This is a genomic window from Lentilactobacillus laojiaonis (assembly GCF_020616595.1).
In the GTDB taxonomy this organism is placed as follows: Bacteria; Bacillota; Bacilli; order Lactobacillales; family Lactobacillaceae; genus Lentilactobacillus; species Lentilactobacillus laojiaonis.
Window position 1 is genome coordinate 337715 of the sequence record NZ_CP085278.1, and the last position, 15092, is coordinate 352806.

15 protein-coding genes are annotated in these 15092 nt (G+C 33.4%); all 15 read left to right on the forward strand.

The window, feature by feature from the left end; genetic code table 11:
- Positions 1 to 17: 17 nt before the first annotated feature.
- The 15 genes from mraY to LHL71_RS01865 all read left to right on the forward strand — a co-directional run bounded on the left by mraY (position 18) and on the right by LHL71_RS01865 (position 15080).
- On the forward strand, positions 18 to 977 hold the full coding sequence (gene mraY, locus LHL71_RS01795) for a phospho-N-acetylmuramoyl-pentapeptide-transferase (RefSeq protein ID WP_227361326.1): 960 nt from the start codon (positions 18 to 20) through the stop codon (positions 975 to 977).
- A gap of 61 nt (positions 978 to 1038) precedes the next feature.
- Positions 1039 to 2418 (forward strand): UDP-N-acetylmuramoyl-L-alanine--D-glutamate ligase, encoded by a 1380-nt coding sequence (murD, locus tag LHL71_RS01800; protein ID WP_227361327.1) that lies wholly within the window; start codon positions 1039 to 1041, stop codon positions 2416 to 2418.
- Entirely contained in the window at positions 2418 to 3506 is a 1089-nt protein-coding gene (gene murG, locus LHL71_RS01805; protein WP_227361328.1) for an undecaprenyldiphospho-muramoylpentapeptide beta-N-acetylglucosaminyltransferase, read from the forward strand. The genes murD and murG overlap by 1 nt, the downstream gene beginning before the upstream one ends.
- Positions 3507 to 3527: 21 nt before the next feature.
- Positions 3528 to 4379 carry a cell division protein FtsQ/DivIB gene (locus LHL71_RS01810; RefSeq protein ID WP_227361329.1) on the forward strand — a complete coding sequence of 284 codons (852 nt, stop codon included), beginning with the start codon at positions 3528 to 3530 and terminating at the stop codon, positions 4377 to 4379.
- Between the two features lie 102 nt (positions 4380 to 4481).
- Entirely contained in the window at positions 4482 to 5801 is a 1320-nt protein-coding gene (gene ftsA, locus LHL71_RS01815) for a cell division protein FtsA (RefSeq protein ID WP_227361330.1), read from the forward strand.
- 23 nt (positions 5802 to 5824) lie between these two features.
- Complete coding sequence (gene ftsZ, locus LHL71_RS01820; protein WP_227361331.1) at positions 5825 to 7054, forward strand: cell division protein FtsZ; 1230 nt, start codon at positions 5825 to 5827, stop codon at positions 7052 to 7054.
- 15 nt (positions 7055 to 7069) lie between these two features.
- Positions 7070 to 7345 (forward strand): YggT family protein, encoded by a 276-nt coding sequence (locus LHL71_RS01825; RefSeq protein ID WP_227361332.1) that lies wholly within the window; start codon positions 7070 to 7072, stop codon positions 7343 to 7345.
- Positions 7346 to 7358: 13 nt separating this feature from the next.
- Complete coding sequence (locus tag LHL71_RS01830) at positions 7359 to 8147, forward strand: YlmH family RNA-binding protein (protein ID WP_227361333.1); 789 nt, start codon at positions 7359 to 7361, stop codon at positions 8145 to 8147.
- Between the two features lie 23 nt (positions 8148 to 8170).
- A complete protein-coding gene (locus LHL71_RS01835; protein WP_227361334.1) occupies positions 8171 to 8812 on the forward strand; it encodes a DivIVA domain-containing protein in 642 nt (213 codons plus the stop codon).
- A gap of 227 nt (positions 8813 to 9039) precedes the next feature.
- Positions 9040 to 11841: an isoleucine--tRNA ligase gene (gene ileS, locus LHL71_RS01840; RefSeq protein ID WP_227361335.1), complete on the forward strand. Its 2802-nt coding sequence runs from the start codon at positions 9040 to 9042 to the stop codon at positions 11839 to 11841.
- A gap of 63 nt (positions 11842 to 11904) precedes the next feature.
- Complete coding sequence (locus LHL71_RS01845; protein WP_227361336.1) at positions 11905 to 12111, forward strand: cold-shock protein; 207 nt, start codon at positions 11905 to 11907, stop codon at positions 12109 to 12111.
- Positions 12112 to 12196: 85 nt separating this feature from the next.
- Complete coding sequence (locus tag LHL71_RS01850; protein WP_227361337.1) at positions 12197 to 12739, forward strand: NUDIX hydrolase; 543 nt, start codon at positions 12197 to 12199, stop codon at positions 12737 to 12739.
- An 8-nt stretch (positions 12740 to 12747) separates the two neighbouring features.
- The gene (locus tag LHL71_RS01855; protein ID WP_227361338.1) at positions 12748 to 13038 is read left to right on the forward strand and encodes a hypothetical protein; all 291 of its coding nucleotides are present in this window, start codon (positions 12748 to 12750) and stop codon (positions 13036 to 13038) included.
- Between the two features lie 15 nt (positions 13039 to 13053).
- Complete coding sequence (locus LHL71_RS01860) at positions 13054 to 13746, forward strand: 5'-methylthioadenosine/adenosylhomocysteine nucleosidase (protein WP_227361339.1); 693 nt, start codon at positions 13054 to 13056, stop codon at positions 13744 to 13746.
- Between the two features lie 182 nt (positions 13747 to 13928).
- The gene (locus LHL71_RS01865; RefSeq protein ID WP_227361340.1) at positions 13929 to 15080 is read left to right on the forward strand and encodes a cysteine desulfurase family protein; all 1152 of its coding nucleotides are present in this window, start codon (positions 13929 to 13931) and stop codon (positions 15078 to 15080) included.
- Positions 15081 to 15092 lie beyond the last annotated feature (12 nt).

Here is a 15092-nt window from a genome sequence, read left to right on the forward strand (position 1 = left end):
TAGGGACGGTTAAATAAATGTTAAATTGGTTAATTCCGATGGTATGCAGTTTTTTAATTACCTTTCTGTTAATGCCATCGTTGATTAAATACTTTAGAAATAAAAAAGAAGGTCAAATGATCCGAGAAGAAGGTCCTTCGTGGCATGAAAAAAAATCTGGTACCCCAACTATGGGTGGAATGCTTTTCATCATAGCTATTACAGTCACAGATTTGATTTATGGACCAATTAAAGGTTTATTAAATCCCAGCTTATTAATTTTAATTTTTATTCTGGTTTTATATGGATTATTAGGCATGTGGGACGATAGTATAAAATTATTTCACCGCCAAAATGAAGGTTTAAAAGCTTGGCAAAAATTTAGTGGCCAAGTTATAGGAGCTTTAGTATTTTCATTAGTTTATATGCACGAACAATTTCCATTGGCTTTAAAATTACCATTTGCTGGTAATTGGCATATTGGTTATTGGTATGTATTATTTATTATTTTATGGCTAGTTGGCTTTTCCAATGCGGTTAATTTAACTGATGGGCTAGATGGATTAGTTTCCGGATTAGCTATTATTGCTTTTAGTGCTTATGCCATAATTGCTCATGTCCAAGGACAGAGTTCGGTAGCATTATTTTGTCTTACAGTAGTTGGTTCTTTAATTGGTTTCATTATTTTCAATCACAAACCTGCCAAAATTTTCATGGGTGACATGGGCTCACTAGCTTTGGGTGGTGCTTTAGCTGCCGTATCAATTTTAGTACACCATGAACTATCATTACTTTGGATTGGGATTGTCTTTGTACTTGAAACTGCAAGTGTTATGTTACAAGTTGCTTCTTTTAAACTTACTGGAAAAAGAATTTTTAAGATGTCACCTATTCACCACCACTTCGAAATGTTGGGTTGGAGTGAATGGAAAGTCGATATTGTTTTTTGGTCAGTTGGATTAGTTGCAGCAATTATCGGAATTTTTTCAATCATTTAAAACTGGATTTTATCCAGTTTTTTGTGTACATAGGAATCTTTAATAAAAGGGCGTGAAAGTAATGAAAATGATAAAAAATTATGCAGATAAAAATGTTTTAGTGTTAGGTGCCGGAAAAAGTGGGGTTAACGCCGCAAAACTATTGGTTAAATTAGGGGCACATGTAACACTAAACGATTCAAAACAGTTGGCAGACTTACCGGAAGTAGCTGGTTTAGAAGATTTAGGAATTAAAGTAGTTACTGGAGGACACCCCGATACTTTATTCAGTAAACCAATTGATGTTCTTGTAAAAAATCCTGGAATATTTTATGAGAATCCCGTAGTTGAATATGCTACTAATAATCAAATACCAATTATTACAGAAGTTGAACTAGCTTATGAGATTTCTGAAGCTGAAATTATTGGTGTTACCGGAAGTAATGGTAAAACCACAACAACCACTATGATTGCTAAAATTTTAAATGAGGATCGTGAACAAGGAAAGGCCTACGTTGCTGGAAATATTGGAGTCCCAGCAACCCAAGTTGCTCAAATGGCAACTAAGGATGATACGATCGTAATGGAATTATCTAGCTTTATGTTAATGGGCATTAAGGACCTTCATCCACATATTGCAGTATTAAATAATATTTTTTCAAATCATTTAGATTACCATCACACTCGCGAAAACTACGTAAAGGCTAAAATGGAAATTACTAAGAATCAAAATAGTAATGACTACTTTGTAGTCAACTTTGATCAAGCTGAATGGCGTGATTTAAGTGAACAATCACAAGCTAAAGTGGTTCCATTTGCTAGAAATTATGAAATAAGCACGGGAGCTTATGAAAAAAATGGAAAAATCTACTTTAACGATGAATTTATTATGAATTCATCAGATATTAAAGTACCCGGTAAACAAAATATCGAAAATGCCTTAGCAGCCATTGCTGTTGCTAAAGTAGCTGGCAAATCTAACTTAGCAATTACCAATGTCTTAGAAACCTTTAGTGGTGTTAGACACCGTAATCAATTTGTTTTAGAATCTGAGGGTCGTCGTTATTACAATGATTCTAAAGCTACCGATATTGAAGCAACTCAAATTGCTTTGGAAGGCTTTGATCGACCTGTAATCTTATTAGCTGGTGGTTTAGATCGTGGCTACAATTTTGATAAATTGATTCCACAATTTAAAGACCATGTGAAGGCCGCCGTTTTATTTGGTGAAACAGCTTCCTTGCTTAAAGAAACCTTAGAAAAAGCTGGGATTAACAATTTTAAAATTGTAAGGGATGTTACTGAAGCCGTTCCGGTAGCTTATAATTTTAGTGATGCGGGAGATATTATCTTACTATCACCAGCCAATGCGAGTTGGGATCAATATCCAAATTTTGAGGTCCGTGGTGATACCTTTATTACAGCTGTTGAAAAATTTACTAATGACAAGGGGGAAGCATAATGCGCTTAATTGTATCGGGAGGCGGAACCGGGGGACATATTTATCCAGCCTTAGCTATTATTGAAGATTTATTAAAACAAGAACCAGATTCAGAGGTTTTATACGTTGGTTCTAAGCGCGGATTAGAAAGTTCTATTGTACCAAAACAGGGAATTGATTTTATTCCTTTAGAAATTCAAGGATTTAAGCGTTCGCTATCTATGGATAATTTTAAAACCATTAAGCTTTTCATTAAGAGTGTTAAAGAGTCCAAAAATATTATCAAGAATTTTAAACCAGATGTAGTAATTGGTACCGGTGGATATGTTTCGGGAGCTGTAGTCTACGCCGCTTCTAAAATGCATGTTCCTACGGTTATTCATGAGCAAAACAGTGTAGTAGGCTTAACTAACAAATTTTTAAGTCATTTTGTGGATAAAATTGCAATTGGATTTAATGAGGCTGCCGATCAATTTCCTAAAGAAAAAGTTGTATTTACAGGAAATCCACGTGCACAACAAGTGGCTAACATGCAAAGTGATTTTAAATGGTCAACTATTGGTCTAAGTGATGATATCCCAACTGTTTTAATTTTTGGAGGTAGTCAAGGAGCACCAGTAATTAATAAAGCGGTAGTAGATTCAATTAATGATTTTAATTCTAGAAATTACCAAGTCGTTTTTGTCACAGGTCAAAAACGCTATGATGGGGTAATGGAACAAATTGGTGATCAAACGGTAAATAGCAATATTAAAATATTGCCGTATATTGATAACATGCCATCCATCTTGCCTAAGGTTTCATTAATTGTGGGACGCTCAGGAGCAACTAGTATTGCAGAAATTACGGCCCTAGGAATTCCATCAATTTTGATTCCTAGTCCTTATGTAACTGCAGATCATCAAACTAAAAACACTATGAGTTTAGTTAATAATGATGCTGCTTTAATGATCAAAGAAGATGAATTAACTGGAACAACTTTAGTTGAAAAAGTCGATAGCTTAATGAACAATGATGCTCAACGAAACCAAATGGCTAAAAATTCACTTGAGTTGGGAGTACCAGATGCTGCTGATCGAGTAATTAATGTTTTTAGGTCATTAAAATAGTTAGGTTTAATGGGTGAATTTATGGCAAAAAAAGATTATGATGAGCTTTCGCCTTGGGAAAAAGCCCAGCAGCAAACTAATAGAAAAAATAAATTATTAACCAAGAAAAGAAGAACGGGTACCCGTAAGCCGAAAACATATTTTAAAAAATTTCAATTTGATAACTTGCATCATATGAAATGGATTTTGTCCTTCCTATCAATTATATTAGTGATTCTAATTTATTTAGTATCCCCACTTAGTAAGGTTAATGAGATAAAAATTACCGGAAATTATTTAATATCCAATTCTCAGTTAAATAAAGCTATTGGTATTAAAACGGGTGACTCATTGTTAACTGTTTGGGGACATCAATCTAAAATTGAACAAACGGCCCATGATAAAAATCCACGAATACGAAGTGTTCAAATTCATACCTATCATTTAAACAATTTAAATCTTAAAGTTAAGGAATATCCAACCATTGGTTATTTATATAAAGACGGTGGATATCAACAAATTCTAAGTAATGGAGTAATAATTTCAGACAAGGTATTAAATCCTAATGAAAATTATCCAGTTATTAAAAACTTTAAGGATTCTAAGCAAGTTAAGGCAATTATTAAACAATATAAAAATATCTCACCAAGTATTCGATCAAACATTTTAAGTATTTCCTTATCCAAAATACCAACCAATAGCGATCGAATCATATTAATGATGGGCGATGGAAATATTGTTTATGGGACAATCGGAACAATTAGTAAGAAGATGCAATACTATCCAAGTATTACCTCTAAGTTAAAAGTAGATAGCGTAATTGATATGCAGGTAGGTGCATATTCTTATCCAATTAAAAATAATTACCAAAATACCGCTGCCAATTCCAAATAAACTTTTATACGGTTAAATGATTGTGGTAAACTTGTAAGGTAAATTAAAAATTAGATAATTTTAAAACCAAGTTAATGAATTAATAGGGAGGGTTTTTCGTATATGGATAATTCGGGTTTGTATGTGGGCCTTGATATCGGAACAACCTCAATAAAAGTAATTGTTGCCGAACGTGTGAAAAAGCAACTAAATGTTATTGGGATGGGTAATGAACGATCAAAAGGCCTAAGCCGTGGGGTTATTGTTGATATTGATCAAGCAGCTGAAGCAATTCGTGGTGCTGTTGACCAAGCTCAAGAAAAGGCTAGCATTGAAATTAAAGATGTAATTGTTGGGGTCCCATCTAATATGTTAAAAATCGAACCATGTACGGGTTTGATTAACTTAGATGAGCAACCTAGAGAAATCAATGACTTAGATGTTAGAAACGTTGCTGCGGCAACTTTGGGTAACAATTTACCTAAAGAACGAGAAATCATCGACATTCAACCAGAAGAATTTATAGTTGATGGCTTTGATGATATAAAAGATCCTCGTGGTATGGTTGGCATGAGATTAGAAATGCGTGGACATTTAATTAGTGGCTCAAAGGGTGTTATGCATAACATTCAAAAAGCAGTTCAAAAAGCTGGCTTAAATGTTCGTGGACTAGTATTAAATAATTTGGCAGAAGGCCATGAAATATTAAATGATGGCGAACAAGATTTTGGAACTATCTTAATTGATTTAGGTGGGGGCCAGACTTCTGCAGTAGTTATTCATGATCATCAATTGAAATATGCAACTACTGATCCAGAAGGTGGAGATTATATTACTAAGGATATTTCGATTGTACTAAATACTTCAATGGAAAATGCTGAAAAATTAAAACGTGATTATGGTTATGCTGATTCTGAAAAAGCATCAACTGAAAATGAATTTCCAGTTGATGTAGTAGGTCAAACAGAACCAGATATAATCGATGAAAAATATCTTTCTGAAATTATTGAAGCTCGTTTAGATCAAATTTTATCAAGAATTAAAGATCGTTTAGATCAAATATCAGCTTTAGAATTACCAGGTGGAATTGTATTAACTGGTGGAGTAGCAGCTTTACCAGGTATTCTTGATTTAGCACAAAATAAATTTGATGTTAATACAAGAATCTATATTCCTGATGAAATGGGATTAAGACATCCATCATATTCAGCGGCTATTTCTGTAGTTAGTTACTATTCAAAACTTAGTGGTGTAGAACAATTAGTTAGAACGGCAATTGGGATTTCTACGATGTCTGATACCAAAGTAGCTAAAAAAGATGTCGCAGTACATCAACAACGTGAAGTAACTGAAGTTACATCTTCAAAACGTACAAGTAAACCAAAAGAAAAGGCAAACCCTGGTGTAGCAATTAAGAAATTTATCAAAGATTTCTTTGATTAGACACCTAACGGAGGAAAGATAATATGCAATATTCATTAGATTCTGATCAAAATAATGGTGCAAAAATTAAAGTTATTGGTGTTGGTGGCGGAGGTAGTAATGCCGTCAATCAAATGATAAGTGGAGACGTAAAAGGTGTCGAATTTATCGTTGCTAATACTGATGTTCAAGCACTTGAAAACTCTAAAGCTGAAACAAAAATTCAACTTGGACCTAAATTAACTCGTGGTTTAGGAGCTGGTTCTAACCCTGAAGTTGGTGAAAAAGCTGCTGAAGAAAGTGAAGAAGCCATTGCTGAAGCACTTGATGGCGCTGATATGGTGTTTGTCACTGCTGGTATGGGTGGTGGAACTGGTAACGGTGCTGCTCCTGTTGTAGCCAAGATTGCTAAAGATCAAGGTGCTTTAACAGTTGGGGTGGTTACACGTCCATTTAGTTTTGAAGGACCTAAACGTTCTAAATTTGCTGATGAAGGTGTCGCTCAACTTAAAGCAAATGTTGATACTTTAATCGTTATTGCAAATAATCGCTTACTTGAAATGGTTGATAAAAAGACTCCTATGATGGAAGCTTTTAAGGAAGCTGATAACGTATTAAAACAAGGTGTTCAAGGTATTTCTGACTTAATTACTAGCCCAGGATACGTTAACTTGGATTTTGCTGATGTTAAAACCACTATGGTTGACAAAGGTTCAGCTCTAATGGGAGTTGGATATGGCAGTGGTGAAACTCGTACTGCTGACGCAACTAAGAAAGCTATTTCTTCACCATTACTTGAAGTATCAATTGATGGTGCCGAAGAAGTCCTATTAAACATCACTGGTGGACCAGACTTATCATTATTTGAAGCTCAAGATGCTTCTGATATTGTTTCACAAGCTGCTACTAACGATGTTAATATCATCTTTGGTACTTCAATTGATGAAACTCTCGGTGATGAAGTTCGAGTTACTGTAATTGCAACTGGAATTGATAATAGAAAAAATAATGATCGTACCATGAGCCGTCGAACTAGTTCACGTATGATGAATAATGCTGAATCACAAGCAAATAATAACGACCACTCATTGGATAGTTGGGATATTCATAAAGAATCAAATCGTCCTAATTTTTCAGATAACGACCAATTTAACAATGTTGAAAAAAAGGATTTTGATCCTTTTAAAGATGGTAATGAGGTTAGCGGAAACAATGATAATGATGGTGGTTACGAAGATGATGTACCTCCATTTTTCAAACACCGTCGTGGATAATTAAGGAGTTCAAAAATGATAGGGATTATATCTTTTATTTTATGGCTATTAAATAAAGTAATTGACCTATATATTTTAGCAATTTTAGCATTTGCTTTAATGAGCTGGTTTCCTGGAGCATATAACACCCCAATAGGAAGATTTTTAGGCAAAATTGTTTATCCATTTGAAAACTTATTTAGCTTTGCTACAGTTGGATCAGTTAGTTTTTCGCCCATTATTGCGGTTCTTGTATTAAGTGTGGCACAAAACTTTATTAACTATTTGGGTAATATGCTAATAGGTTACTAAAAGAGGTATTCAGATGTTAGATTCAAATATTGAACAACATTATCGTCCCAATGAACTTGGTTTCGTTCAGTCGATTGATGAATTAGTTAATCGTGTGGAAAATGAGTATCGACCAATCTTGACGGATTTTTTAAATCCCCGAGAACAATTTATTGCCCAAACCATTGTTAATCGCTATGATGACATAAAAATTAAATTATCAGGTGGCTATCTAGATAGTGAAGCTAAGCGAGCTTTAATTTATCCCGATTATTTTGAACCACAGGACAGTGATTTTAACTTATCGTTGGTTGAAGTTAATTATCCAGTCAAATTTTCAAAATTAGCACATGGTAAAATATTAGGTACTTTGTTAGGTAGTGGTATTAAACGGCAAGTGGTTGGTGACATAATTACCAATGGTAATGAATGGCAATTAATTTGCGAAACTGAAATTGTAAACTATTTAGCATTGCAAATTGATAGAATCGGTAAGATTAAAGTTAGTCTAAAAGTAATTGATTTTAACCAAATATTGATACCAAACGTTGATGGAAAAATCATTAATACCACAATTACTTCTCAAAGACTTGATGTTCTAATATCAGATGGTTTTAATCTTTCTCGACAACATTCTAAGGAACTAGTAGAAAATAATCGAGTAAAAGTTAATTGGTCTGAAATTGTAAAGCCAGATTATGAGATTCAAGTTAATGATGTAATTTCTATTCGAAAATATGGTCGTTTAGTAGTTAAAAACATATTTGGTAAAACTAAAAAAGACAAATTAAAAGTTGAATTGCAAGTAATAACTAGTAAGTAGTAAATGATAGGAGAAGAATTGACATGGTATTAAGTCCACAAGATATTCATAATAAGAAATTTACCCAAAAAATGCGTGGTTATAATATTGATGAAGTTAATGAATTTTTAGATCAAATTATTAAAGATTATCAAATTGTTTTGCAAGAAAATAAGGATTTGAGTTCTAAATTACATGAATCAGAAGATAAACTAAAATACTTTAATGATTTAAAAGACTCTTTAAATCAATCAATTTTAGTTGCTCAAGAAGCTGCTGATAAAGTTAAATCAAATTCTCAAAAAGAAGCCGATATTATTATTCGTGAGGCTAATAAGGAATCTGCTGATATCATTAATAGTGCCAACGAAAAGGCTAAAAAGATGATCGATGAAACTTCTAAGAAGTCTAAGAAATTAGCCATTGAAACTGATGATTTAAGAAAAAATACTCGTGTATTTAGACAACGCCTTCAAGTTATGCTTGAAAGTCAGTTAGAAGTGATTAAAGGTTCTGATTGGGATGAATTATTGGATGATAATTCAACCATCAGTTATTCAGAAATTGAAAAGATTGTTGGCGATCTTGACAATTCTAATAACGATAGCGTAAAATCAAAAAAAGAATCAAAGAAGCCGGAAAAAAATCTTGAAGCAGTAGTGATTTATCCGGAAGGTCAAAAATAAAATATCTAATTGATATGAGAACAAGAATTATTAATTAATACTTTAGCGAGTCAATGATGGTGAAAGATTGACAGTCCCTTAATTTATGATTTATCATCTCATTTTTAATCAATAACAATTTGAGAGAATTTTAATTAATTCTGAAAATGGGTGGTACCACGAAGATTTCGTCCCTGGGATGAGATCTTTTTTTGTTTCAATTAATAAATATTTAAAAGGAGAACTTTATGCGAGTAAAAGATACCCTAAGCTTAGGTAAAACTAAGTTTAAAATGCGCGGTAATTTACCAGTTAAAGAAGTTGATCGCCAAAAACAATGGTCAGATAATGAATTGTATCAACAAAGACAAAAATTAAACGAAGGTAAACCAACTTTTGTTTTACATGATGGTCCACCATATGCTAATGGGGATATCCACATGGGTCACGCCATGAACAAGATTTCTAAAGATATTATTGTACGTTTCAAATCAATGAATGGTTTTAGATCACCATTTGTTCCTGGATGGGATACTCATGGACTACCAATTGAACAACAATTGAAAAAAGCGGGATATGACCGCAAAACTATGACTACCAATGAGTTTAGAAAATTATGTCATCAATACGCACTTGATCAAGTTGATAAGCAAAAAGCTGAATTTAAACGTTTGGGAATTTCAGCTGATTGGGATAACCCTTATTTAACTTTATTACCAGAATTTGAAGCTGCTGAAGTTCGTGTTTTTGGTGCAATGGCTAATCGTGGACTAATCTATAAAGGTAAGAAACCAGTTTATTGGTCATGGTCTTCTGAATCTGCACTGGCAGAAGCTGAAATTGAATATCATGATGTAACTTCTCCTTCAGCATTTTATGGTGAAAAAGTTATTGATGGTAAGGGTATCTTAGATGAAAATGATACTTACATGGTAGTTTGGACAACTACTCCATGGACTATTCCAGCTTCAGAAGGAATTACTATTGGGGCCGACTTCGATTACTCAGTAGTTAAACCTAAAAACGATGACCGTAAATTTGTTGTAGCCACTGACTTATTAAGTAATGCTACTGAAATGTTTGGTTGGGAAGATGTAGAAACTTTAAAAGTTGTTAAAGGCTCTGATCTTGAAAATGTAATTGCTCAACATCCGTTTTATGCTGATCGTAAATTAGTTACAATGCTTGGCGATTTCGTTACCTTAGAATCAGGTACTGGTTTAGTTCATACCGCTCCTGGTTTAGGGGAAGATGATTTTATGGTTGGTCAACAATATGGATTAGACATTTTGGTACCCGTAGATGAAAAAGGTTACATGACCGATGAAGCCGGTAAAGATTTTGCTGGAGTATTTTATGAAGATGCAAACCAAATTGCTCTAGATAAATTAAAAGCCGCTAATGCTTTACTTTACTACATGCCATATGAACATAGTTATCCATTTGATTGGCGTACTAAAAAACCAGTTATCTATCGTGCAACTCCTCAATGGTTTGCTTCAGTAGATAAAATTCGCCAACCAATTTTAGATGCCTTATCAGACGTTAGTTTTTCACCTGAATGGGGTAAAAAACGTCTTTCAAACATGATTAAAGATCGTGGTGATTGGGTAATTTCTCGTCAACGTGTATGGGGAGTGCCACTACCAATCTTTTATGGTGAAGATGGTGAAGCTATTATTACACCAGAAACCATTGAACATGTAGCTGATTTATTTGGTAAATATGGTTCAGATATTTGGTTTGAAAAAGAAGCTAAAGATCTATTACCAGCTAACTTTACTAGTCCTCATTCACCAAATGGAATCTTTACTAAAGAAACTGACATTATGGATGTTTGGTTTGATTCCGGTACTTCTCACCAAGGAGTGTTGGCTGAACGTCCTAACCTAACATATCCAGCTGATTTAGTATTAGAAGGTTCTGATCAATACCGTGGCTGGTTTAACTCTAGTTTAATTACTAGTGTGGCAGTTTCTGATCATGCTCCTTATAAATCAGTAGTATCACAAGGATTTACTTTAGATAAAAATGGTCACAAAATGAGTAAATCACTTGGTAATACTATTTCTCCAGAAGAAATCATTAGTAAAATGGGTGCAGAAATTGTCCGTTTATGGGTAACTTCAGTAGATACTTCTGCCGATGTACGTGTTTCAGTGGATAATTTTGTAACTAATTCAGATGCATATAAGAAAATCAGAAATACTATGCGTTACCTATTAGCCAATACTTCTGATTACAATGTTGAAAATGATAAGGTTGCTTTTGATCAATTAGAAACTGTCGATCAGTACATGATGGTCAAATTAAACCAATTCATTTCTGAAGTAACTGATGATTACAATAAATATGATTTCTTAGCCCTTAACAAAAAGTTAATGGAATTTATTGCTGGTGATTTATCAGCCTTTTATCTAGATTTCGCTAAGGATATTTTATACGTTGATAAGAGTAACGGTCACAAACGTCGCTCAATGCAAACGGTTATGTATGAAATTTTAGTTGTCTTAGCTAAATTAATGACTCCAATCTTGCCACATACTACCGAAGAAATTTGGGAATACTTGCAAGAACCTGAACAATTTGTTCAATTAGCTGAAATGCCTAAAGTACAACATTTTGAAAATGAAACTACTATTTTAGCTAACTGGAGTAATTTCATGGATGTACGTAGCAACGTGCTAAAAGCCCTTGAAGAAGCTAGAAATAATAAATTAATCGGTAAGTCATCTGAAGCAAGTCTAACGATTTATGCAGACGAAGCTACAATTAAATTATTAGAATCACTTCATACTGATTTACCAACAGTGTTAATGGTATCTCAATTTAGTCTTTTAGATCTTGAAGATGCTGGTAAAACTAGTGTTGATTTTGATAATATGAAAATTTTAGTTGAACATGCTAATGGTGAAACTTGTGAACGTTGTCGATTAATTCGTGAAGATGTTGGTTCAGATAGTGCTTATCCAACCTTCTGTGCACGATGTGCAGCAGTGGTTCGAAGTGAATATCCAGAAACAGCTACTGAAGGTTTTGATGAACAATAAATAATAAAAGCTCTCATAGATTTTTGATCTGTGGGAGTTTTTAATTATAAAAGGAGATACAAAATGTTAACAGGAACTATAAAAAGTTATAATGCTAAAAATGCTTTTGGATTTATCATCCAAGATGATGGTAATGAAGATTTATTCTTTTTTAAAACGGCGTTTAGCAAAATAGACAATTCAAAAATTGAAGTTGGTCAAAAAATTTCTTATGTAGTAGCTCAAGGTAAAAAAGGTCCTCAAGCAGCTAAAGCAGAAATAATTGATTAAGAAAATCGTACTTCTCCAGTCAAAAATTGCATTTGCTAGGATTAATCGGTACAATTAAAATAAATTTATTGATTAAGGTGATTAAATGGACTTTGAAGAACATGTCATAGATAGAAAACCAATTTATGATGGTGCGATTATTAATGTTGAAAATCAAACAGTGAAATTGCCTAATGGACAAGTTTCTCATCGAGATGTAGTTCATCACGCTAATGCAGTCGGAATTTTAGTAATTACTAGTGATAACAAAATTGTTTTAGAAAAGCAGTGGCGGGCACCAATTGCTAAAACGACCATTGAAATTCCAGCGGGGAAATTAGATGATCGTGACAATTCTTATGAAGATGCAGTAATTAGAGAGTTAAATGAAGAAATTCGTGTAATTCCAAAAAAAGTACAAGAAATTACCGGTTTTTATACAACTGCCGGATTTAGTGACGAGTATATGAAATTATATTTGGCAACTGATCTTACTTCAGTTAATCAAGAATTACCGAGGGATGCAGGTGAATTTCTAGAAATTCAAGAAAAGACATTGCCAGAAGCTTTGGATATGATTAAATCAGGTGAAATTGATGATGCCAAAACCATTATGGCAATTTGGTATTGGCAATTAACTCAAAGGTAGGTCTTAGTGTGAATGATAAGGATGGCAAACCATTAACTAGAGAAGCATATCGTAAAAAAATTTCTCAATCAGATGATAAAGATTTTTTAGAGCGTGATAAAAAGCGAGTACAAGTAGAGCAGGAGTACGCTAAGGAACATGGAGAACAAAGGCGTAGCTGGCTTAGGGAAAACCCCGAAGATAAATTTAATTTTAAAAGTAAAAAATGGAAAACAACTAATTCAAAGCTAAATGCCATGTTAGTAATTTTGACGGTTTTGATTATTATTGTATATTTAGTATTGTTTTTCGTGAATTAAACAAAGGAGCATTATATGACATACGGAATAATTTGTGCAATGGATGAAGAAATTGCAATTTTAAAGGATAATTTAAAAAATCAATCAGTTAAGACAATTGGTAAAATGGAATTTTATCAAGGAACTTTGTCTAACAATAAAGTAGTACTAGTTAAATCTGGAATTGGTAAAGTTCAAGCAGGAATTACTGCTTCAACTTTAATCAATGATTTTGAAGTAGATGCTTTAATTAATTCTGGATCAGCAGGTGGAATTGGCGAAGGTTTATCTATTGGTGATGTAGTAGTTTCAACCGAAACTGCTTATCATGACGTTGATGTTACGGCAGCTGGTTATGAAATTGGTCAATTACCAGGTTGCCCAGCAAGATTCCCAGCTGCTAGAGAATTAGAAGAACAAATTATTGATGCGGCTAAGGATAGTGGTTTAAATACCCAACCAGGTTTAATTGTTACTGGAGATCAATTTATTGCAGATTCTAAAGTAATTGAACAAATTAAAACTAATTTCCCAGATGCCCAATGTTCTGAAATGGAAGGAGCAGCGGTTGGCCAAGTTGCCTATAACAATGATGTACCGTATGTAGTTATCCGTGCTATGTCAGATGTTGGAGATGAAGATGCTGATAGTAACTTTGATGAATTCATCATCGAAGCCGGCAAACGCTCTGCTCAAATGCTACTAAACTTTTTTGAAAAAGCTGAATAATTAATCTATAAAATAAGTGAGTAACTAAGGTTACTCACTTATTTTTTGTAATTAGGCAATCTGGTAATATAAATAAAAATGCGTTATTATGTATAATACTGGGTAAGTGCGACCTTCAAATCGAGATGCTACCAGAAATATATTTTGAATAATAATTTTGATTATAGAAGGGTAAGAAGTTTATGGTAGATGAAATCTATTTAGATAATGCAGCAACGACAAAAATTGATGGTGAAGTTTACGATTTTATGACCGAAAAATATAAAACCGTTTATGGAAATGCATCTACACTCTATGGTTTAGGTAGAGAAGCCAAATCACTATTAGAGAATTCACGAAGCATCATTGCTAATAGCATTAATGCAGATGATGATGAAATTATCTTTACTAGTGGTGGCAGTGAAAGTGATAATACAGCTATTATGCAAACGGCGATAGCTAGAAGCGATTTAGGTAAACACATTATTACTACTGAAATTGAACACGAAGCAGTTTTACAACCACTAAAATTTTTGGAACAAATGGGTTACGAAGTTACCTATTTATCAGTTGATGAATTTGGTAATATTTCACTTGATGATTTTAAAAAGGTACTAAGGGACGATACGATCTTAGTAACAATTATGAGTGGCAATAATGAAGTTGGTTCAATTATGCCCATTCATGAAATTGGTGAAATTTTAAAAGACCATCAAGCTTGGTTCCATACTGATGCGGTCCAAGCTTATGGACTTTTGGACATAGATGTTCAAAGAGATCATATTGATATGTTATCAACTTCAGCACACAAGATTAATGGTCCCAAAGCAGTAGGATTTTTATATAAAAAAGAAGGAATTAATTTTCCTAGTCTTATTAAGGGTGGTCAGCAAGAAGAAAAACGTCGTGCGGGTACGGAAAATGTACCGGCAATTGCTGGGTTTGCGAAAGCTGTTACTTTAATTACTAACGAAGAAAAACAAACTCGTCAAACTAAATATTTTGAATTTAAAAATTATATAGTTAACGAATTAAAAAAACGCGATATCGATTTTGAAATTAATGGTAAAATTGAAGAAAATAACCTAAATCATATTTTAAACATTTGGTTTAAGGGAATTTCAACCTATGTATTACAAACTAATTTAGATTTAGATAAAGTAGCCGTATCTGGTGGATCTGCATGTACTGCTGGAAGTATTGAACCATCTCATGTATTAACAGCCATGTTTGGAGAAGCTAGTCCTCGTATTGCTGAATCAATTCGAATTAGTTTTGGTAAATACACTACTCGCGATGACTTAGATCGATTGATTAATTCATTAGATAAGACCATCAAACGTCTTAAAAAATAAAATTTGAAGGTG